Raw genomic sequence first — 20,063 nt, 5'->3', positions numbered from 1 at the left:
CGCTTTTTGGGGAAACTATGCTTGATTTTTTCGCGCGGGCTTTTTATCACGCAGGCAATGTTAGCGGTAACAGTATGCCGCAGAGCCGTTTCATGCCGTGCTGAACTGATATCGGCAAACTCGAGAAGGAGCCTGTGATGGTTTCACGCGTAATTCCGGTAGAGCCGTTCGATCTTGTGTTGTTCGGCGCGACCGGGGATCTGGCGCAACGTAAGATCCTGCCGGGCCTGTACCATCGGTTCGAGGTCGGCCAGATGCCTGATGGGGCGCGGATCATCGGCACGGCGCGCTCGGATATCGACAGCGATGGGTTTCGCGATCAGGTCCGCGCGTCGATGCAGGAATTCGCGCCAAAGTTCAAAAAGGACACGCTGGACCGGTTCCTGTCCCATGTTGAATACGTGCCGGTGGATGCACTGGGCGATGCCGGATGGTCCGATCTGTCCAAGATGCTGCGCCCCGACGTGGTGCGGGCCTTTTACCTGTCAGTAGGTCCCAGCCTGTTTTCGGGCATTGCGCAGCGCCTGCATGACGCAGGTCTGGCCACGCCGGACAGCCGCATCGTTGTCGAAAAGCCTTTCGGCCATGACCTGGCCTCGGCCAAAGCGCTGAACGAAGGCTTGCGGGCGTGTTTCAAAGAACACCAGATTTACCGGATCGACCATTATCTGGGCAAGGAAACCGTGCAGAACCTGATGGCGCTGCGCTTTGCGAATTCCCTGTTCGAGCCGCTTTGGAACTCGACTCATGTCGATCATGTACAGATAACAGTGGCGGAAACCGTAGGGGTCGAAGGGCGCGGGGCCTATTACGATCAATCCGGCGCGATGCGGGACATGATCCAGAACCATCTGGTGCAATTGTTGTGCCTGACCGCGATGGAACCTCCGTCAAAGTTCTCTCCCAACGCGGTGCGCGACGAGAAGGTCAAGGTGATCGAGGCGCTGGAACCGGTCGAACCCAGGGATATCGCCCGTGGTCAGTATCGCACGGGCAAGGGCGGTGACGGATACCTTGATCACGTTGGCAAGCCGGCCAGCCGCACCGAAAGCTTTATTGCGCTCAAGGTCCATATCGGCAACTGGCGCTGGGCCGGGGTACCGTTCTACCTGCGCACAGGCAAACGCCTGCGCGCCCGTGCCTCTGAAATCGCGGTGTTCTTCCGCGACCCGCCACACACGATCTTTCCCAATGTCGGCCCGTTGCATGGCAACGTTCTGGTGATCCGCCTGCAACCTGACGAAGGCATCACCCTGCGCACAACGATAAAGGAACCGGGGCAGGGCGGGTTCCGCCTGTCCGATGTCGCTCTGGACATGAGCTTTGCCGACGCGCTGGGTGATGACTCGCAATCCCCGGACGCATATGAACGCCTGATCATGGATGTCATCCGGGGCGATCAGACCCTGTTCATGCGCGGGGACGAGGCCGAGGCCGCCTGGGCCTGGGTCGATCCCATCATTCACGGCTGGGAACAGCGCGGGGACAAACCCGCCAAGTACGATCAGGGCAGTTCAGGCCCCGAAGAAGCACTGATGCTGATGCATCGCGATGGGCGTCGCTGGCGTCAGATCGGAGGGTAATCATGGTTCACTCTGTCATTTCCGACGTCACCAAACGGATCATCGACCGCAGCGCCGGTCTGCGCGGCCCCCATATCGACCGGATGGAACAGGCCAGATCCAAGGGCCCCGCCCGTGCGCACCTGTCCTGTAGCGGTCAGGCCCATGCCTATGCGGGTGCGGGTGAAGACCAGCAATCCATGGCCACCGGCACGGCGGGCAATCTGGGCATCGTCACCGCCTATAACGACATGCTGTCTGCCCATCAGCCCTTTGAACGGTACCCCGCCCTGATCCGCGATGCGATCCGCGCTGCCGGAGGCACCGCACAGGTCGCGGGTGGCGTGCCAGCCATGTGCGACGGTGTCACTCAGGGTGAAGCAGGGATGGAGTTGTCGCTGTTTTCACGCGACGTGATCGCATTGGCAACTGGCGTAGCACTCAGCCACAACACTTATGACGCGGCAGTCTTCCTCGGCGTCTGCGACAAGATTGTCCCCGGTCTGATCATCGGTGCGCAGGCGTTCGGGCATCTGCCTGCCGTGTTCCTGCCCGCAGGACCAATGACCAGCGGTCTGCCCAATGACGAAAAGGCCAAGGTCCGCCAGAAATTCGCTGCCGGAGAGGTCGGGCGCGACGAACTGATGGCCGCCGAAATGGCCGCCTATCACGGCCCCGGCACCTGCACTTTCTACGGCACCGCCAATACCAACCAGATGCTGATGGAATTCATGGGCCTGCACCTGCCGGGCTCCAGCTTCGTCAATCCCAACACGCCCTTGCGCGACGCGCTGACACAAGAGGGCGCGCGCCGCGCCCTGTCGCTCAGCGCGCTGGGAAACAGCTATACCCCGGTTTATCAGGTGCTCGACGAACGGGCCTTTGTGAACGGTATCGTCGGCCTGATGGCGACCGGAGGCTCGACCAATCTGCTGATCCACCTGATTGCCATGGCGCGTGCCGGAGGCATCGTTCTGGACTGGCAGGATTTTTCCGATATCTCCGCCGTTGTCCCACTGGTCGCGCGGGTCTATCCCAACGGTCTGGCCGACGTGAATCACTTCCACGCCGCAGGCGGGCTTGGGTTCACCATCGGCACGTTGCTCGAAGAAGGTTTGCTGCACCCCGATACGCTGACCGTCGCCGGGCAGGGCCTGCACAATTACACGCGCGAGCCCAAGCTGATCAATGGTGAGCTGACCTGGCAAGACGGTGCAGGCCACAGCCTGAATGACAAGATCGTCCGTCCCGCGCGCGATCCGTTCCAGCCCACCGGCGGCCTGTCGCGCCTGACCGGCAATCTGGGCACCGGGGTCATGAAAGTATCAGCCGTCGCGCCAGAACATCAGGTGGTCGAGGCTCCTGTCCGCGTTTTCCACGACCAGGACGCGGTCAAGGCAGCCTTCAAGGCTGGCGAGTTCACCGGTGACGTCATCGTCGTCGTGCGCTTCCAGGGCCCCAAGGCCAACGGGATGCCGGAACTGCACTCGCTGACGCCCATGCTGTCGATCCTGCAGGGCCGGGGCCAGAAAGTGGCGCTGGTCACCGATGGCCGCATGTCTGGCGCGTCCGGCAAGGTGCCCGCCGCCATCCATGTCGTCCCCGAAGCGCTCGACCGCGGCCCCATTGCATACCTTCAGGACGGTGACATCCTGCGCGTTGACGCGGTCAGGGGTGATCTGGAAATCCTCACCGCAGGCGTTCTGGACCGCGCGCCTGTCACCACCGACCTGTTCGCCAATCAACACGGTGCAGGGCGCGATCTTTTTGGTGCGTTCCGCCAGAATGTCGGCTCGGCCGACACCGGTGCCAGCATTTTCGGAGTTTAATCCCATGTCCAAATCCCAACGCACCCGCGAGATCTGCGCCCTGGCCCCGATCGTTCCGGTTCTGGTTGTCGATGACGTCGCGCAGGCCCGCCCGCTGGCCGAGGCATTGGTCGCCGGCGGTCTGCCAGCGCTTGAGGTCACCTTGCGCACGCCCGCCGCGCTCGACGCGATCCGCGCGATGGCCAAGGTGCCCGGCGGCGTGGTCGGCGCAGGTACGCTGGTCACACCCGAAGACGTCCGCGCCGCCAAAGAGGCGGGCGCGCAGTTCGGCGTCTCTCCGGGCGCAACCGACGTGCTTATTGCGGCGTGCGAGGCCGAGGGCCTGCCCCTGCTGCCCGGCGCGGCCACGGCCAGCGAAGCGATGGCTTTGCTGGAAAAAGGCTATGACATGCTGAAATTCTTCCCGGCCGAGGCCTCGGGCGGCGCGCACGCACTCAAGGCAATCGGTGCGCCCCTGCCGCAGATCAGCTTTTGCCCGACAGGCGGGGTGTCGCCGTCCAACGCCCGTGACTATCTGTCCCTGTCCAACGTGGTCTGCGCCGGTGGCAGTTGGGTCGCGCCCAAGCAGATGGTCGAAAGCGGTGACTGGGCCGGGATCGAAACACTTGCGCGCGAGGCATCGAAGCTGGCGGATTGACGCCGCGAAGCCCCTCGGTAATGTGGGCGTCAACTCAGACAGGTTGACCCCATGACACAGACATCTGCCCTCTCCCAGGGGCGAACTTATTTGGCAATCCCGGGCCCGTCGGTGATGCCGGACGCAGTCCTGCAGGCGATGCATCGCCCGTCGCCCAATATCTACGATGGCGCGCTCATCGACATGATGCCCGACCTGACCCGCAATCTGCGCCGGGTTGCTCGCACAGGCCATGACGTTGCCATCTATATCGCCAACGGTCACGGCACGTGGGAGGCCGCGTTGTCCAACGTGATCGCCCCCGGCGAAACCGTTCTGGCTCCTGCCTCGGGCCGGTTCACCCATGGCTGGGCCGAGATGGCCGAAGGCATCGGGGCAAAGGTGCAACTAATCGATTTTGGCACCTCATCCGCCTGGGATCTCGACCGAATTGCCGACGCATTGCGCGCGGACAAAAGCTACCAGATCAAGGCCGTTCTCGCGGTTCATGTGGACACATCAAGCTCGATCCGCAACGATATCCCGGCACTGCGCAAACTGCTCGACGATCTGGACCACCCGGCGCTGTTGATGGCCGATTGCATCGCCTCGCTGGGATGCGACCGGTTCGAGATGGATGAATGGGGCGTCGATGTCACGGTCACCGCCTGCCAGAAAGGCCTGATGACCCCCGCAGGCACAGGCTTTGTCTTTTTCAACGACAAAGCACAGGCCAAGCGGGCCGCCATGCCGCGTGTGTCGCGATACTGGGACTGGCAGCCGCGCGCCAATCCCGACCTGTTCTACCAGTATTTCGACGGTACCGCGCCGACACATCACCTTTATGGTCTGCGCGCCGCGCTCGACCTGATCCATGCGGAAGGGATCGAACAGGTCTGGGCCCGCCATGAGCGTCTGGCTACTGCCATCTGGGCGGCCTGCGAAACATGGTCCGAAGGCGGCGCGCTGCATCTGAACGTTGCCGACAGCGACCACCGCAGCCATGCCGTTACAGCCCTGCGCCTGACCGCAGGGCGCGGCACGGCCCTGCGCGCGTTCACCGAACATCAACTGGGCCTGACACTGGGCATTGGCCTTGGGATGGAGGATTACGACAGCTGTTTCCGCCTCGGGCATATGGGCCATGTCAACGGGCAAATGGTGATGGCGATGCTGGGCGGTATGGAAACGGCCATGGCCGCGCTTGATATCCCCCGTGGCAAAGGCGCGCTCGAGGCCGCCGCCGCCGTCCTGGCCGCCTGATACACGTCAGACGAACAGCACTGATCCGCCCCTTCATCTGGCCAAAAATATCCTCGGGGGGAATCGCGCATTGCGCGATGGGGGGCAGACAGCCCCCCCTTTGCCCCGATGGCAAGACAGACCAGTGCTAGGCAGTATGTGACCGCACCTCCACTAGCGCCTTGGGCAAGGCGGCCGCAAAAGCATCCAGATCTGCTGTTTCACCACAGCTTACCCGGATGCACCTGTTCTGGGGCGCTGCAAACGGCATCCGAACAAACAGACCCCGCGCAACCAAAGCCTCCAGTACCGCTCTGGCGAACTCGCCATCCCGCCCGCAATCAATCGTCACGAAATTGGTGGCCGAGGGCAGGGGCTCCAACCCGTTCTCGCGGGCAATCGTTCCTATCCGCTCACGCGCCTCTGCGATCTGTGCCTGAATGTGCTCCAGCCACGCACCATCCTGCAACGCGGCCAGCGCCCCGGCCTGCGCCGCGCGGTTCATGCCGAAATGGTTGCGCACCTTGTTGAAGGCTGCAATCAGGTCGGGCGCTCCAATGGCATAGCCAACCCGTGCGCCCGCCATGCCATAGACCTTGGAAAATGTCCGCATTCGGATCACGCGAGGGTCGTCTGCGCTGACGGGTGCCGCTGTCCCCTCTGGCGCGCATTCCACATAAGCCTCATCCAGAATCAGCAGGCAACCCTCGGGCAGGGCATCCATCGCCGCCACGATATCCGCGCCGGAATGCCAGCTGCCCATCGGATTGTCCGGATTGGCCAGATAGACCAGTTTTGCCCCCACCTCGGCCGCCTTCGCAAACAGGGCCGCCGGGTCCTCGTGATCCCCGGCATAGGGAACCTTGTGCAGAACGCCACCGAACCCGGCCACATGATAATTGAACGTCGGATACGCCCCGTCCGAGGTTACAACCGCATCCCCGGGCCCTACAATCAGACGCACAAGATAACCCAGAAGCCCGTCAATCCCTTCGCCTACGACGATATTTTCGGGGGTTACCCCATGATACTCGGCCAAAGCATGGCGCAGATCGTGATTCTCGGGATCGCCATACATCCAGATATCAGACGCGGCCTGCTCCATAGCCCGGATCGCGCGGGGCGAGGGGCCAAACACGCTCTCGTTGGCGCCAAGACGGGCAATGAACGCCGTGCCGCGCTGACGCTCTTGCGTTTCGGGGCCCACAAAGGGCACGGTGGCGGGCAGGGATTGGGCAAGCGGGGTGTATCGAGGTCCTGTCATGCCTGCAGATAACCCCAAGCCCGAGCTTCGGGCAAGCGCGCACCTCATCCCGCGCGTCAGAACGTATTGAAACACAAGTAAGGAGCGCAGATGCGCATACTGTCTGCCATTGTTCTTCTGGGCCTTGCCTATCTTCTGTTCTGGCCCGTTCCCGTTATCCCCGTCGCCGTTGAGATGCCTGAAGATGCCGGTTTCACAGGGGATTTCGCAGAAAACACCGCGCTGGACGCCGCGCAGCTGATCCGCCTGCCGGATGGGGAAACCGGCCCCGAAGACATCGCCATCCTGCCCGGCGGTGCGGTCTATACGACCAGCCGGTCCGGCACGCTCTATCGCATAGACGGGGCTGACCCTGTTGTGGTCGACCAGCTTGGCGGGCGTCCTCTGGGCCTCAGGGCCGGGCCGGATGGCGCGCTATATATTGCCGACAGCTTTCGCGGGGTGATGCGCTGGATCGGGCCGGGCACGCTTGAATCCGTGGTGGCCGATATCGACGGTGCGCCCGTGGTCTATGCAAACCAACTGGATGTGGCACAGGACGGCACGATCTATTTTTCGAACTCCTCTGACCGGTTCGATCCCGAAACCATGGGTGGGACCAAGCCGACCTCGGTCCTGACCATCTGGGAACAATCCAATACAGGCTATGTCGCCCGTCACAACCCCGATGGCCGCACCGAAAAGATTGCCACTGGGTTCGTCTATACCAATGGCATTGCGCTCTCACCTGACGCAGATTTCCTGTTGATCGCCGAAACCGGCCGCGCACGGGTGCACAAGCTGTGGCTCAGCGGGCCGAAAGCCGGTCAGCAAGAGGTCTTGCTGGACAACCTGCCGGGCTATCCCGACAATCTCGAAGCACAGGGCGATGGCACCTACTGGATGGCCTTTGCCAGCCCGCGCGTTCCGTCCGAGGCGCTGATGCCATACCCCTTCCTGCGCAAGGTGGTCTGGCGGCTGGGCCCGGCTGTGCGCCCCGCGCCGATCCACCGGGGTATGCTGGTGCAGTTCGACGGTGAAGGCACGATCCTGCGCACGCTACAGGATCCGCAGGGCCGTATTGGCATCACGACAGGGGGCCGGATCGTGGGCGATCAGTTTTATGTCATGACGCTTGATTCCCCCTGGTTCGGGCGGATGCCTGTCAGCGATATGCCCTGACGTCGCAGTGGAAATCGGCGTCCCGTCCGGGCATGGTCGCCGCAACTGAATTTCGGGAGGTCCCCCATGTCACGCGTATCCGTTACCTATCAAGACCATGTTGCCCATGTCACCCTGACCCGGGGTGACAAGATGAACGCGCTGGATGACGCGATGGTCAAGGCATTGCTCTCTGCCGGGCAAGAGGTCGCCGCCTCGGACGCCCGCGCCGTGGTTTTGTCGGGCGAGGGGAAAAGCTTCTGCGCCGGGCTCGACATGGCAAGCTTTGCCAAGATGGCCCATATGGACCCCACCGAATGGCTGATGACCCGCAGCCACGAAGATGCCAACGAAATGCAGGAGCTTGCCCTGATCTGGCGTCGCGTACCGGTGCCGGTGATCTGCGCCATTCAGGGTGTCGCCTATGGTGGTGGACTGCAAATTGCGCTGGGCGCGGATATCCGTATCGCGCACCCCGAGGCGAAACTGGCGGTGATGGAGATGAAATGGGGTATCATCCCCGATATGGGCGGCATGGTTCTGCTGCCCCGGCTTGTGCGTTCGGACGTGCTGCGTCTGCTGACCTACACGGCCCGGCCCATCGGTGCGCAGCAGGCGATGGATTGGGGGTTGGTCACGCAGCTTTCAGATGATCCGCTGACCGAAGCTCTGGCCATTGCCGAGAATATCGCCGGTCAAAGCCCCTCGGCTATCCGCGCCGCCAAGCGGCTGATCGAAGTGGCCGAAACCCAGCCCCGCGCGGACGTTCTCAAGGCGGAATCCGCCGAGCAGGTGGAGCTGATCGGCAAGCCTCATCAGATGGAGGTCGTGATGGCGCAGATGCAGGGCCGCAAGCCCGAGTTCAAGTGATCAGCGCATGAAGGCCCGCCGTGCATCGCGGGCCATGTTGTAACGCATTTCCAGATCAGCGATTTCCGACATCGCGGCCCGGCGTTCCGCGGGGTCGGTCAGGGCCGGATACGCTTTGCGGGCCGCATCCAGTTTCTTTTTTATGTCGAACTCTTCGGGCAGAACCCCGGCTTGCGCCATGATCCGGTGCCCGGCGGCGATGGCCGGATCGCCCTGCGCCTCGCCGGACCGGTCGGGCAGGGGGTGACCTTCGCCGACAAGGCCCTGCATCTGCCCCTCGGCCTGTGCCTTTTTGATCTGGCGCTCCACCAGTTTTCCAAGTGAACCGAACATGGCGCAACTATACCCGGTAAGGGCGGGATACGAAAGCGGCTACCGAATTCTGTTGCTCACCAGATAGGCCAGCCCGCCGACCAGAAGGCCCCAGACCGCCGCGCCCAGCCCAAAGACCGAGATACCCGATGCGGTGATCGCAAAGGTCAGCATCGCGGCCTCACGCTCGGCCGGAACCTCAAGTGCTGCGAAAATCGAATTGGCCAGAACGCCGATCAGGGCGACACCGGTCAATGTCCCCATCAACAGCGGATCGGCATGGGATGCAAAGCCGGTAATCGCCGCGGCAAAGATACCGAATACACCATAGAACACCCCACCCATGATGGCCGACCAGTACCGTTGCGCGGGATCGGGGTGGCTGTCCTCGTTGGAACACATCGCAGCGGTGATCGCCGCAAGGCAGGTGGCAGGCGCACCAAACGGAGCCGATAACAGGCTCGCCCCACCCACGGATGAAAACAGCCTGCCCGGAGCCGGGGTATAGCCAAAGCTGCGCATCACCGCGATGCCGGGAATATTCTGGGTCGCCATCGTGACGATGAACAGCGGGATGGCGATCCCGATGGTCGAGGCCAACGAAAAACTGGGCGTGGTCCAGACCGGTGCCGCCAGCCATCGCGCCGGGGTCACCGATGCGTCGCCTGCGTTCAGCACGACAACCAGCGCGGCGGCGAAAACGGCCGCCGGAACAGCGAACAGCCGGTTGATCCGGCCTGCGATGAACCATGTCAGGATCACCGGCAGGGCTTGCGCGGGCAATTCGACTGCGGCCTGAAAGGGCAGAATGCAAAGCGGCAGCAGAACGCCCCCCAGCATGGCCTGTGCCAGAGTCGTCGGAATGGCGGCCGCCAGCCGCCCCAATGGCCGCCAGAGCCCGGCCAGCACCGTCAGCGCCCCTGCACACAGGAAGGCGCCCGTTGCCTCGGCAAACCCCAGCGCCGGTGTCGCGGACACCGCCAGCAGCGCCGCCCCTGGCGTCGACCAGGCGACGCTGATCGGTTGCCGGTACCACAGGCTCAGCACAATGGCGGTCAGTCCCATTGCGATGGCCGCCATCATCAGACCCGAGGCCGCCTGCGCCGGAGACGCCCCCATCGCGGCCAGCCCCTGCAACACGATAGGAAATGAACTGAAGAATCCGACAATGGCGACAACAAGCCCGGTCGAGACTGTCTGGAGCGGTGGGGCAAACTGGGTCATGACAGCCTCGGGCGGTTGGGGTTGGTGATTGCTAACAAGCGGCGGCAGGGGCGGGCAAGGTCTGAACGCGCAAAAGAAAACCCCGCCGGATCAGCGGCGGGGTTCGGGGTATGAGTATTTTTGAAAAGATGAAGATCAGGCGATCTCGGCCAGACGGGCCAGCGCCTCGTTCAGCTTGGCTTCTTCTTCCTCGCGTGCGGCGAGGTTGGCTTTGGCTTCCTCGACCACCTCGTCCGGGGCCGAGGCCACGAATTTGGGGTTGTTCAGACGCCCACGCAGGCCACCCAGTTCCTTGGCCAGCTTGCCCTTTGCTTTCTCCAGCCGCTCCTTTTCCGCGCCAATGTCGATGATATCCGCCAGCGGCAGGCCGAAGGAGGCTCCGGGAGCGGCAATCGAGATGGTGCCCTTGGGCAGCGCGTCCGCGCTGGTCAGGCTGTCGATGCGGGCCAGACGTTTGATCAGCGCCTCGTTGCGGTCCCACGCGGCTTGTCCGTTTGCGTCGATCTCGGTCACCAGCATCGGCACGTAGAGACCCGCAGGTACCCGCATCTGCGCACGGGCCGAGCGGGTGTTCTCGATCACCGAGATCACCCAGTTCATTTCACGATCCGCATCGGCGTCGACCAGTTCCGTGCCGTAGGTCGGCCAGTCAGCGTGGACGACCATTTTCGCGCGGTTGCCGGTCAGGCCCCACAGCTCTTCGGTGACGAAGGGCATGATCGGGTGCAGCAGAACCATGCACTGATCCAGAACCCAGCGCATGGTGGCGCGGGTTTCGGCCTGTGCTTCGGCGTCGTCACCCTGCAGCAGGGGTTTCGACAGTTCCACGTACCAATCGCAGACCTTGCCCCAAACAAAGGCGTACAGGCCGTTGGCGGCATCGTTGAAGCGATAGCTCTCCAGCGCCGCGTCGACCTCCGCCCGCACACGGGCGGTTTCGCCGATGATCCAGCGGTTTACGGCGGCCTTGGGCTGCAGGTCGGCCACGTCCAGTTGCGGGACGGCGTCGGTAAAGACCTCGTTCATCTCGGCAAAGCGGACGGCGTTCCACAGCTTGGTGCCGAAGTTGCGATAGCCGGTGATGCGTTCACGCGACAGTTTCAGCACGCCGCCAATCGCCGCCATCGAGGCATTGGTGAACCGCAGCGCGTCGGCACCGAACTCGTCGACGATTTCCAGCGGGTCGATGACGTTGCCGGTGGTCTTGGACATCTTCTTGCCCTTCTCGTCGCGGACGAGCTGGTGCAGGTAGACGGTGTGGAACGGGATTTCATTCACTACGGCCAGTTGCATCATCATCATCCGGGCGACCCAGAAGAACAGGATGTCGAAGCCGGTGATCAGAACGTCTGTCGGGAAATAGCGGTGCATTTCCTCGGTATCTTCGGGCCAGCCCAGCGTGCCGATGGGCCAGAGGCCGGATGAGAACCAGGTGTCGAGGACGTCGGGGTCGCGAATGAGACTAACATCTTGGATCGGTCCAAAGTTGATAGATCCAATAAAGGCCTCGCTTCCCCGTGATGAGCCTTCCATTGGCGGCATCTCGATAAAGTCTATCTCATAACCGAGCGCATCAGCATAAAACTTGGCGGCTTTGGTCTTCGCTTCTGCGAATGTTGGAGCGCAAAAAGGTTGTCTTTCTGCTTGATGCGAGACTGTGCCATCCTTGATCCCTGGCCCATACCAAACCGGAATCTGATGTCCCCACCACAGCTGGCGCGAGATGCACCAGGGCTCGATGTTTTCCAGCCAGTGGTAATAGGTTTTCTCGCCCGATTCAGGGATAATCTTGACCGTGCCATCCTTGACCGCATCCAGCGCAGGACCGACGACCTTTTCGGCATCCACAAACCACTGGTCGGTGAACATCGGCTCGATGACGACTTTCGAGCGGTCGCCAAAGGGTTGCATGATCGGTTTGCTCTCGACCAGTGGGACAAGTGCCGGGCTGAAGTCCTGCCCACCGTCTTCGCCCTCTGTAGGCCGGGCTTCAGCCCAGCTCGATCCCAGACGCGGATCGTCCGCTGGACACATAACAGCCAGACCTTCGCGGGTGATCTCTTCGACCACCTTGGCACGCGCCTCGAACCGGTCCAGTCCGCGCAGGTGATCCGGGATCAGGTTGATCGCGTCGATCTCATTCTCGGTGAACGCTTTGCCGCGCGCGTATTCCTGCGCCTTGCCCGCCTCTTCGGCGTAAGGCGCGCCATCAGCCCGCATCGCGCCTTTGGTGTCCATCAGGCGGTACATCGGAATGCCGCAGCGCCTGGCCACCATATTGTCGTTGAAGTCATGCGCACCGGTGATCTTCACAGCGCCCGAGCCGAAATCGGGATCGGGATACTCATCGGTGATGATCGGGATCTGGCGGCGATGCTCTTTCGGGCCAACCGGAATTTCGCACAGTTTGCCAACGATCGGCGCGTACCGCTCATCCGACGGATGGACGGCCACGGCACCGTCGCCCAGCATGGTTTCAGGGCGGGTCGTCGCGATCGAAATATAATCCCGCTCTTCGCGAAGGATTACATTCCCATCTTCATCTTTTTCCAAATACTCATATGTCTCGCCGCCCGCCAAAGGGTACTTGAAGTGCCACATGTGGCCTGGCGTTTCAATATTCTCGACCTCAAGGTCCGAAATCGCAGTCTCGAAGTGCGGGTCCCAATTGACCAGTCGCTTGCCGCGATAGATCAGGCCCTTTTCGTACATGTCGACGAAGACCTTGATAACGGCATCATGGAAATTCGGGCTGTTCTCGTGCCCGGTGCGTGGGTCACCTGGTGCGCCCGCCATGGTAAAGGCATTGCGCGACCAGTCGCAGCTGGCGCCCAGACGCTTGAGTTGTTCAATGATCGTGCCGCCGTATTCGCCCTTCCACTCCCAGACTTTCGCAAGGAATTTCTCGCGTCCCAATTCGCGCCGACCTTCGTTACCCTGCGCCGCCAGCATCTTTTCCACTTGCATCTGCGTGGCAATACCCGCGTGGTCCTGACCGGGCTGCCATAGCGTGTCAAAACCACGCATCCGGTGCCAGCGGATCAGGATATCCTGCAACGTGTTGTTGAACGCGTGACCCACATGCAGCGCACCCGTCACGTTGGGCGGCGGGATCATGATGGTAAAGCTTTCCTCGCGCGAACGGTTCGCGCCTGCCTTGAAGGCTCCGGCCTGTTCCCAGGCCTCATAGATACGGGCCTCGGCCTCGGCCGCGTTGAATGTCTTTTCCATCGCCATGGGATGCGTCCTGCGTCAACAAATTCGGGTCAGCGCCTGCAATAGCGAATGGAGACGGGAAGGGGAAGGCCCTGTGCGGCGACGATTGCCGAAGTCACCCCGTGCCGGTCGCCTCGTTTCCGTACAGGTGCGTGCTTTGTGCCGCGCCTTGTGTCATCGCCTTGGCCTGATCCTCCCGAATGCGGGCATGAAGCGCCAAGGCTGGCTGCGAAAACAACTCGGTCGGTGGTTCGATGAGGATGAAATTGCCCACCCGGTCTTCGCCCCGCGCCAAGACCGCGTAATCGCGATCCGCCACTTTTTGCTGCGCGTTCGGGTTCAGATACCGGATCGCCAGCCCGATCCGCCGATCGTCCGACATATTGGGCCCCGAGCCATGGATTGTGAGGCCATGGTGCAACGACATCTGACCCGGCTGCAATTCGATATGTGTCTTGTCCTCGTCTGCCACATCGACAGCCACCTCCTGCCCGCGCGACAGCAGGTTGTTGTCTGAAAACGTGTCGTTATGGGGCAGGATCGGGTTTTTGTGGCTACCCCTGACAAAGTCCATGCAGCCGCTTGCAACCGTGGCAGGCGACAATGCGATCCACGCGGTCACCTGATCCGGTGTTTCGCCCATCCCCCAATAGGTCAGGTCCTGATGCATTCCCACCACCTGGGTCGTGCGTGGCTCTTTGATGAACAGTTCCGCAGACCACAGCAGCAAATCCGGCCCCAGTATTCCTTCGACGACGTCCAGAACCCTGGGGTCCAGTGCGATACGGGCGACCAGCGGCATCACCACATGGGCGTTCAGGCGTTTGTACATGTTCAGCGGCAGCGGAAGGTCGGCCACGCGCCAGGTCTTCTCGACCTGCTCCAGCTCGGCCCGAAACTGTGCGGTCTCATCCGGTGGAAAGACTGTAATGGGAAAGGCAAACCCGTCTTGCCAATACGCGTCGACCGATGGGGCGTCCAGACGGCCCTGTGTCAGGGAAATGGGTTCGGGCATGGGGAACCTCCGGCAGGCTGTATCTTCAAACAGCCTACGAATCCCTCTGCGGCCCCCGCAATCCTGTTTACGACATCGGTGTCGCCACGCGCTTTCAAGCAAGGCGCTGGACATAAGCGGGCGCAGGGCTAGTGTCGCCATCAAGGCAGTGACAGGAGCATCCCATGGAAAAATTCGGCAAAAGCCAGCCCGTCAAACGGACCGAGGATCAGCGGTTCCTGACCGGGCAGGGGCGCTATATGGACGATGCCGTGCCCGACAATGCGCTGTTTGCCGCTTTCTTCCGCAGCCCTGCGGCCCATGGCGATATCACCGCGCTGGATCTTGAGGCCGCGCGGGATGCTGACGGGGTGCGGCTGGTCATGACACTGGACGATCTTGCCGCCTCGGGCATCGACACGGTGATGAATGCCGCAACCTTGACCAACCGCGACGGGACCGGCTCTGCCGCGCCGGATCGGCATATGCTGGCCAAGGACCGTGTGCGCTTTGTGGGCGAACCCGTGGCCGTTGTCATCGCGGATACACTGGTACAGGCGCAGGACGCGGTCGAACTGATCTGGATGGACATCCGGGAACGCCCCGCCAAGCTGGACGTGAACGCGGGGGGTGAGGCCCTGCACCCGCAAGCGCCCGACAATCGCGCGTTTGATTGGGGTCTGGGGGATGAGGCCGCGACCAAGGCCGCCTTTCAGGCCGCCGCCCATACCGTGTCGCTGAACTTGCACGACAACCGCGTCATCATCAGCTCGCTCGAGCCGCGGGGCTGTCAGGCCGACTGGTCTGGCGGGCGTCTGCACTTTTCCTATGGCGGGCAGGGTGTCTGGGCGATGAAGGCACAACTGGCACAAAAGCTGAAACTCGATGCGGATGCGATCCGCGTCACCACCCCGGATGTGGGGGGCGGGTTCGGCATGAAGGTGATGCCATATCCCGAATATTTCTGCGTGGCCGTGGCCGCGATGAAACTGGGCCAGCCCGTGCACTGGATGTCCGACCGGTCCGAAGCGATGCTGTCCGATCACCACGGCCGCGATCTGACCTCGCTGGCCGAGCTGGCCTTTGATGCAGACCACCGGATCACCGCCTACCGCGTCCACAGCAAAGTCAACCTTGGTGCCTATAACAGCCATTTCGCGCAGGCGATCCAGACAAGCCTGTTCAGCAAGGTGCTGATGGGGGTCTATGACGTTCAGACCACCTATCTCCGGGTCGAGGGGTTCTATACCACGACAACACAGGTCGACGCCTATCGCGGTGCCGGACGTCCCGAGGCGATCTATGTGCTGGAACGCGTGATGGACCGCGCCGCACGCGAACTGGGCGTTGACCCGTGGGAGTTGCGTCGCAAAAACTTCATCAGACCCGGCGATTTCCCCTACACCTCTGCCACGGGTGAAACCTATGATGTCGGCGATTTCGACATGGTCCTTCGCCGCGCGGCCAGCCAGACTAGCGGGTTCGAAGCCCGCAAGGCCGCCGATGCCGAACGCGGTCTGATCCGGGGGCAGGGTCTTTGTTACTATATCGAAAGTATTTTGGGGGACCCTTCCGAGAACTCGAAGGTCGAGTTTTGCGCGGATGGCACGGTGAACCTTTATGTCGGCACACAATCGAACGGGCAGGGGCACGAGACGGTTTATGCCCAGTTCCTGTCCGATCAGACTGGCGTCCCGATGGACAGGATCACCGTCATTCAGGGCGATACCGACCGGCTTGGCCATGGCGGCGGAACCGGTGGCTCGCGCTCGGTGACGGTGCAAAGTACCGCGACCCTCGCCACCATTGACAAGATGATCGCCGCATTCACGCCTTATCTGGCCGATAAGATGGGGGTCGAGGACAGTGATGTGCGATTTGACCATGAAACATTCCGCGCGCCGGGCTCGAACCTGACGCCGACCCTGACCGAAGCCGCGGCTATGGCGCGCGCCGACGGGCGCGTGGACTTGCTGACGCATGAGTCCCGCGCGCAACTGGATGCCCGCAGCTATCCCAACGGCGCGCATGTTGCCGAGGTCGTGATCGATTCCGTCACCGGCGAAACCCGTGTGGACCGCTACACCGTGGTTGATGATTTCGGAAATCTTATCAACCCGATGCTGGCCGAAGGGCAGGTGCATGGCGGGGTGGTTCAGGGCATCGGGCAGGCGCTGTCGGAACATGTGGTGCATGATGATCACGGACAGCTGCTCACGGCATCGTTTATGGATTACGCCTTGCCCCGCGCGGTGGACGTACCCATGATAAAGTTTACCTCGGCGCCGGTGCCGTCAACTTCCAACCCGATGGGGATGAAAGGATGCGGCGAGGCCGGCACGGTGGGCGCTCTGGCCGCTGTGGCGAACGCGGTTCAGGATGCGCTCTGGGATCACGGGGTGCGGCAGGCGGATATGCCTTTCACACCTCACAAGGTTTGGGAATTGCTGACGCATGAATCTGTCGCGGCTAAGTAGGAAGGTTCTGGGATGGCTCGGGCGGCCCTTACGGTCCGAGCACTCCGCCGAAACGCGGCACCGCGAGCCGATCAGCCACGTGATTATCCTAGATGGCACCATGTCCACCCTCGAACCGGGGTTCGAAACCCATGCCGGACAGACCTATCGCCTGTGCTGCGAAATGGGCAGCAAGGTGTCGGTGTTCTACGAGGCAGGCGTGCAGTGGGAAAGCTGGAAATCCACCATGGACGTGATGATGGGCCGGGGCATCAACCGCCAGATTCGCCGCGCCTATGGCTATCTGGCGTCGCGCTACAAGCCCGGTGACCGGATTTATTTCATCGGCTATTCCCGTGGAGCCTACGGCGTGCGCAGCCTGGCCGGGGTGATCGACATGATCGGCCTGCTCAAGGCCGAACACGCGACCGAGCGGAACATCCTGCAAGCCTACCGCCACTATGAATGCAATGTCAGCGGCACCGCAGCCCGCGATTTCCGCCGCAAGTTCTGCCATGACAACGTCAAGATCGAGATGGTCGGTGTCTGGGACACGGTCAAGGCGCTGGGCCTGCGCCTGCCGCTTCTGTGGCGCTGGGCCGAGGATCGCCATGCCTTTCACAACCACCAGCTGGGCCCGGCCACTCTGCATGGCTATCACGCGCTGGCCCTCGACGAAACGCGCGAGGTGTTCGAGCCGGTTCTGTGGCGATGCAAGCCCGAGTTCAATGGCCATGTGGAACAGGTCTGGTTCCGCGGCACCCACGGCGATATCGGCGGCCAGTTGAACGGCTATGAAGAGGCCCGCCCGCTCAGCAATATCTCGTTGATCTGGATGCTGGACAAGGCCGAGATGCACGGGCTGCCGATGCCCGAAGGCTGGCGCACCCGTTTCCCCACGGATGCCCATGCGCAATCGGTTGGAACCTGGCGCGGTTGGGGCAAGATATTTTTGCTGCGCAAACACCGCAAGGTCGGGCGGGACCAGTCAGAACGCCTGCATGTCTCGGTCGCGCCGGATGAATTGCCGGGCTGGGTGGCGATGCCGAACCTGCCGACACATCCCGCGCAGTGAAAGGCTACCATGTGCCACTGACACCAAGATCACCGGCACTTCAATGTCAGGTTCGAGCCCAAGTTCCTCATTGGTCAGGTCGCAGCTAATGACCGATTTATTGGAGGTGCTGGAAAAAATTGCACGCTTAAGCCTTTCTCACTGATTATCAGCATGGGTTGACTACAAGTTTGTCAAACGCAACACTGCTGCTGCGCAATGATTTTTCGTATTAACTGATTAATTAGGTTGAAACAGAATGGCCGCTATTGCACCCGATATTTCTCCAGAAGCATTTGTTAAGGTCGCCACTGTCTTGGAACGATGGGGTGCAAATCACCCGCTTCCTGATGTTGCGGTAATTGCCACCTCCGAGACATCTAGCATTACGCCCCGCGAAATATCGAGCGCCATGACTGAGGTACTCTCGAATGATGGAGCTGTGGATAAAATCACCCCGCCCGCGAAAACCGTGCGGGTCCTGTTTAGTGCGGCGGTTTTCGAAGTAGAGGTGGCCAAGACCCAAGCAGAGTTGATCGAAGAATTACTTGAGGAATTTAGGAAAGATATCGAGCGTTGGAGTGGATCAGATGAGCCGGGGCGCGTTAGATGAAGATATTAGTGGTAAGGCCTGCAGATGACTCCGCAGCGCAAGAGGCTGCAACCTGGGGTCAAGCGATATTGAATTATACGTCGCCCGGGCAGGGAACCGATATCGCAGGGGCAGCTGCGAGTAGAACTGCCGTGCAAACCGACCTTTCGACCCATGATCATCTTTTTTGGTTCGGTCACGGTCTAAAAGATGAGTTGATCGCGAACGGCAATTCTATTGTCGATAGCACAAATATTGGTCAACTCGGTCACGGTATGGTTGTGGCAATTGCTTGCTATTCGGCAATCACTTTGGGACCAGATGCAGTGGCGACCGGGGGCTGTGACAGTTATCTTGGATTCGATGATGAACTTGTATGGCAACCAAAGGTGCCTCTGCCCACTCAACTTGCAATCACCAACGGACTCAAATGTATTTTCACGATGTCTCACGACATCGGCTGTGCGAAGCAACAGTTGTATGAAGAATTTGATGAACTGCAAGATCACTTCAAACAGAATGGCGCATCATATGGATTGTCGAACGGAGAAGTTTGTTTTGCTTGGATGGCAGCCAAGAACAACATGCACAGTCTCCAGCTTCTGGGTGCTTCTGGTACGAAAATTTGAGAGGACATTTAATTCATGGCTTTGATTCAAAACGGATCCATTAAGGATTTTACCCTTTCCAAACAGGAAAGACCTCAGGAAGGTATCGCTTCGAGCTTTTCTCTTTCGAAATCTGAAGATGATAACGTAACAGAAACGTTTTTCGTTGAAAGTGCGGACATTCGTGGCCTCACGCTTTCTGAGCTGGAAATGTCAGAGGGGTTCCCCAACTTTCTTCAACGATTGTTCCGTCTCGACACCGAATTATACTTTCTTGCGTGGACTTGGGATATGAAGGGACTGCACCTTTATCCAGGTACAATCAGTACTCCAGATTCATGCATCATTCCCCTCAATCAGAACCAAAATGTTCGTCGTTTTATTGGTCAAGGCACAGTGCTTTTCCCGCCTCAAACCGTGCGTTCCGGTTTAGCCGTTCGTGTCCAAGTATGGGAGTCAAAAGAGGATCGGCGCAAATTTGGTGAGTTGATGCAGCGTATTGCCGTGATCGCCAACCAAAGTGATCTAAAGCAAATCGTGACCGCTGCTGCCGTTGCGACCACAGGCCTAGCAGCGGGGACAATTCTTTTGGCGCAGCAAGCAGCTGTCGCCCTGACTGATGCAATCGGTGGCGCGCTTGCCGAATCATCGGATGAGCTCGTTGATTATTTTGAAGGTTACTACTCGGCTTCTGAACCATGGACTCCGGGAGCTGTGCGCTACGAAGGACAAGGAAGCGCAATCGAGCTAAACCACATTACCTAGGCATCTGTTCGTTTCGAAATCGAAATTCTTTAACTTGGATGTTTTTTTGAACGCATTCTCCGCGATGCGTACGTGTGTCGGCTATCACTCTAGCGCAAAAAACTCGACTATTGCGCATCATCTACGTTGAAATGGTCTGAATTGAGTGTGCAGAATCAGATCGCTTGTAAATCGGCCCGTTTTGGTCGGTCATGGAAGCGGACATCGGCTCAAAGGCAGCTCTGTCCGCATAGTGTTGAAAAATTCCGTTGATTGGTTTGCCTGTCGCTGATTCACTCGTTTTTGAGAGTGGAGGTGCGGTGATGATGGGACCGAGGCA

17 protein-coding genes are annotated in these 20,063 nt (G+C 60.7%); 11 read left to right on the top strand and 6 right to left on the bottom strand.

Going from position 1 to position 20,063, the window contains the following annotated elements; translation table 11 throughout:
* Window positions 1–137 precede the first annotated feature (137 nt).
* Genes zwf through ACR0J7_RS17245 form a run of 4 tightly spaced genes read left to right on the top strand, consistent with a single transcriptional unit; the run spans window position 138 to window position 5,270 of the window.
* Window positions 138–1,583, top strand: a complete 1,446-nt coding sequence (zwf, locus tag ACR0J7_RS17260; protein WP_480900279.1) for a glucose-6-phosphate dehydrogenase — start codon at window positions 138–140, stop codon at window positions 1,581–1,583.
* Window positions 1,584–1,585: 2 nt separating this feature from the next.
* Window positions 1,586–3,391, top strand: a complete 1,806-nt coding sequence (gene edd, locus ACR0J7_RS17255; protein ID WP_480915097.1) for a phosphogluconate dehydratase — start codon at window positions 1,586–1,588, stop codon at window positions 3,389–3,391.
* A 4-nt stretch (window positions 3,392–3,395) separates the two neighbouring features.
* Entirely contained in the window at window positions 3,396–4,028 is a 633-nt protein-coding gene (locus ACR0J7_RS17250; protein WP_480915095.1) for a bifunctional 4-hydroxy-2-oxoglutarate aldolase/2-dehydro-3-deoxy-phosphogluconate aldolase, read from the top strand.
* Window positions 4,029–4,079: 51 nt separating this feature from the next.
* Window positions 4,080–5,270 (top strand): pyridoxal-phosphate-dependent aminotransferase family protein, encoded by a 1,191-nt coding sequence (locus tag ACR0J7_RS17245; protein ID WP_480915093.1) that lies wholly within the window; start codon window positions 4,080–4,082, stop codon window positions 5,268–5,270.
* A 127-nt stretch (window positions 5,271–5,397) separates the two neighbouring features.
* Here ACR0J7_RS17245 and ACR0J7_RS17240 read toward each other — a convergent pair whose 3' ends face one another.
* Window positions 5,398–6,513, bottom strand: a complete 1,116-nt coding sequence (locus ACR0J7_RS17240) for a pyridoxal phosphate-dependent aminotransferase (RefSeq protein ID WP_480773913.1) — start codon at window positions 6,511–6,513, stop codon at window positions 5,398–5,400.
* Window positions 6,514–6,603: 90 nt separating this feature from the next.
* Between ACR0J7_RS17240 and ACR0J7_RS17235 the strand changes: the two genes are divergently transcribed.
* The gene (locus ACR0J7_RS17235; protein WP_480915091.1) at window positions 6,604–7,674 is read left to right on the top strand and encodes an SMP-30/gluconolactonase/LRE family protein; all 1,071 of its coding nucleotides are present in this window, start codon (window positions 6,604–6,606) and stop codon (window positions 7,672–7,674) included.
* 66 nt (window positions 7,675–7,740) lie between these two features.
* Window positions 7,741–8,523, top strand: coding sequence for a crotonase/enoyl-CoA hydratase family protein (locus tag ACR0J7_RS17230; RefSeq protein WP_209505660.1), 783 nt, complete (start codon window positions 7,741–7,743; stop codon window positions 8,521–8,523).
* Here the strand turns inward: ACR0J7_RS17230 and ACR0J7_RS17225 are convergent, their stop codons facing one another.
* From ACR0J7_RS17225 to ACR0J7_RS17210, 4 genes are all read right to left on the bottom strand, one after another.
* Window positions 8,524–8,856, bottom strand: coding sequence for a DnaJ family domain-containing protein (locus ACR0J7_RS17225; protein ID WP_480915089.1), 333 nt, complete (start codon window positions 8,854–8,856; stop codon window positions 8,524–8,526).
* 39 nt (window positions 8,857–8,895) lie between these two features.
* Window positions 8,896–10,059 (bottom strand): benzoate/H(+) symporter BenE family transporter, encoded by a 1,164-nt coding sequence (locus tag ACR0J7_RS17220; protein ID WP_480870673.1) that lies wholly within the window; start codon window positions 10,057–10,059, stop codon window positions 8,896–8,898.
* A gap of 135 nt (window positions 10,060–10,194) precedes the next feature.
* The gene (locus tag ACR0J7_RS17215; protein ID WP_480915087.1) at window positions 10,195–13,296 is read right to left on the bottom strand and encodes a valine--tRNA ligase; all 3,102 of its coding nucleotides are present in this window, start codon (window positions 13,294–13,296) and stop codon (window positions 10,195–10,197) included.
* Window positions 13,297–13,390: 94 nt separating this feature from the next.
* Window positions 13,391–14,290, bottom strand: a complete 900-nt coding sequence (locus ACR0J7_RS17210) for a phytanoyl-CoA dioxygenase family protein (RefSeq protein ID WP_480915085.1) — start codon at window positions 14,288–14,290, stop codon at window positions 13,391–13,393.
* Between the two features lie 164 nt (window positions 14,291–14,454).
* On the opposite strand from ACR0J7_RS17210, the gene ACR0J7_RS17205 reads away from it, so the two are divergent.
* From ACR0J7_RS17205 to ACR0J7_RS17185, 5 genes are all read left to right on the top strand, one after another.
* Window positions 14,455–16,746 carry a xanthine dehydrogenase family protein molybdopterin-binding subunit gene (locus ACR0J7_RS17205; RefSeq protein ID WP_480915084.1) on the top strand — a complete coding sequence of 764 codons (2,292 nt, stop codon included), beginning with the start codon at window positions 14,455–14,457 and terminating at the stop codon, window positions 16,744–16,746.
* Window positions 16,724–17,800, top strand: coding sequence for a DUF2235 domain-containing protein (locus tag ACR0J7_RS17200; RefSeq protein WP_209505670.1), 1,077 nt, complete (start codon window positions 16,724–16,726; stop codon window positions 17,798–17,800). Before ACR0J7_RS17205 ends, ACR0J7_RS17200 begins: the two co-directional genes overlap by 23 nt.
* 238 nt (window positions 17,801–18,038) lie before the next feature.
* Window positions 18,039–18,392, top strand: coding sequence for a hypothetical protein (locus ACR0J7_RS17195; RefSeq protein ID WP_480900266.1), 354 nt, complete (start codon window positions 18,039–18,041; stop codon window positions 18,390–18,392).
* Window positions 18,389–19,000 (top strand): hypothetical protein, encoded by a 612-nt coding sequence (locus tag ACR0J7_RS17190; RefSeq protein ID WP_480900264.1) that lies wholly within the window; start codon window positions 18,389–18,391, stop codon window positions 18,998–19,000. The genes ACR0J7_RS17195 and ACR0J7_RS17190 overlap by 4 nt, the downstream gene beginning before the upstream one ends.
* Before the next feature lie 15 nt (window positions 19,001–19,015).
* Complete coding sequence (locus ACR0J7_RS17185) at window positions 19,016–19,744, top strand: hypothetical protein (protein WP_480900263.1); 729 nt, start codon at window positions 19,016–19,018, stop codon at window positions 19,742–19,744.
* Window positions 19,745–19,865: 121 nt separating this feature from the next.
* Here the strand turns inward: ACR0J7_RS17185 and ACR0J7_RS17180 are convergent.
* Window positions 19,866–20,063, bottom strand: a 198-nt coding sequence (locus ACR0J7_RS17180; RefSeq protein ID WP_480915081.1) for a hypothetical protein, incomplete at its 5' end; no start/stop codon positions are given.

The organism is Ruegeria sp. O4, assembly GCF_056535125.1.
Note: the sequence above shows the minus strand (reverse complement) of the source record. Positions and strands in the feature narration are given on the sequence as shown.

What these genes read in the sequence shown, in the direction of transcription:
- ACR0J7_RS17240 (WP_480773913.1), bottom strand. Translation starts at nt 6,513, where the DNA reads ATGACAGGACCTCGATACACCCCGCTTGCCCAATCCCTGCCCGCCACC.
- ACR0J7_RS17250 (WP_480915095.1), top strand. Translation starts at nt 3,396, where the DNA reads ATGTCCAAATCCCAACGCACCCGCGAGATCTGCGCCCTGGCCCCGATC.
- ACR0J7_RS17225 (WP_480915089.1), bottom strand. Translation starts at nt 8,856, where the DNA reads ATGTTCGGTTCACTTGGAAAACTGGTGGAGCGCCAGATCAAAAAGGCA.
- ACR0J7_RS17215 (WP_480915087.1), bottom strand. Translation starts at nt 13,296, where the DNA reads ATGGCGATGGAAAAGACATTCAACGCGGCCGAGGCCGAGGCCCGTATC.
- ACR0J7_RS17220 (WP_480870673.1), bottom strand. Translation starts at nt 10,059, where the DNA reads ATGACCCAGTTTGCCCCACCGCTCCAGACAGTCTCGACCGGGCTTGTT.
- ACR0J7_RS17190 (WP_480900264.1), top strand. Translation starts at nt 18,389, where the DNA reads ATGAAGATATTAGTGGTAAGGCCTGCAGATGACTCCGCAGCGCAAGAG.
- ACR0J7_RS17210 (WP_480915085.1), bottom strand. Translation starts at nt 14,290, where the DNA reads ATGCCCGAACCCATTTCCCTGACACAGGGCCGTCTGGACGCCCCATCG.
- zwf (WP_480900279.1), top strand. Translation starts at nt 138, where the DNA reads ATGGTTTCACGCGTAATTCCGGTAGAGCCGTTCGATCTTGTGTTGTTC.
- ACR0J7_RS17235 (WP_480915091.1), top strand. Translation starts at nt 6,604, where the DNA reads ATGCGCATACTGTCTGCCATTGTTCTTCTGGGCCTTGCCTATCTTCTG.
- edd (WP_480915097.1), top strand. Translation starts at nt 1,586, where the DNA reads ATGGTTCACTCTGTCATTTCCGACGTCACCAAACGGATCATCGACCGC.
- ACR0J7_RS17245 (WP_480915093.1), top strand. Translation starts at nt 4,080, where the DNA reads ATGACACAGACATCTGCCCTCTCCCAGGGGCGAACTTATTTGGCAATC.
- ACR0J7_RS17200 (WP_209505670.1), top strand. Translation starts at nt 16,724, where the DNA reads ATGAATCTGTCGCGGCTAAGTAGGAAGGTTCTGGGATGGCTCGGGCGG.
- ACR0J7_RS17195 (WP_480900266.1), top strand. Translation starts at nt 18,039, where the DNA reads ATGGCCGCTATTGCACCCGATATTTCTCCAGAAGCATTTGTTAAGGTC.
- ACR0J7_RS17205 (WP_480915084.1), top strand. Translation starts at nt 14,455, where the DNA reads ATGGAAAAATTCGGCAAAAGCCAGCCCGTCAAACGGACCGAGGATCAG.
- ACR0J7_RS17230 (WP_209505660.1), top strand. Translation starts at nt 7,741, where the DNA reads ATGTCACGCGTATCCGTTACCTATCAAGACCATGTTGCCCATGTCACC.
- ACR0J7_RS17185 (WP_480900263.1), top strand. Translation starts at nt 19,016, where the DNA reads ATGGCTTTGATTCAAAACGGATCCATTAAGGATTTTACCCTTTCCAAA.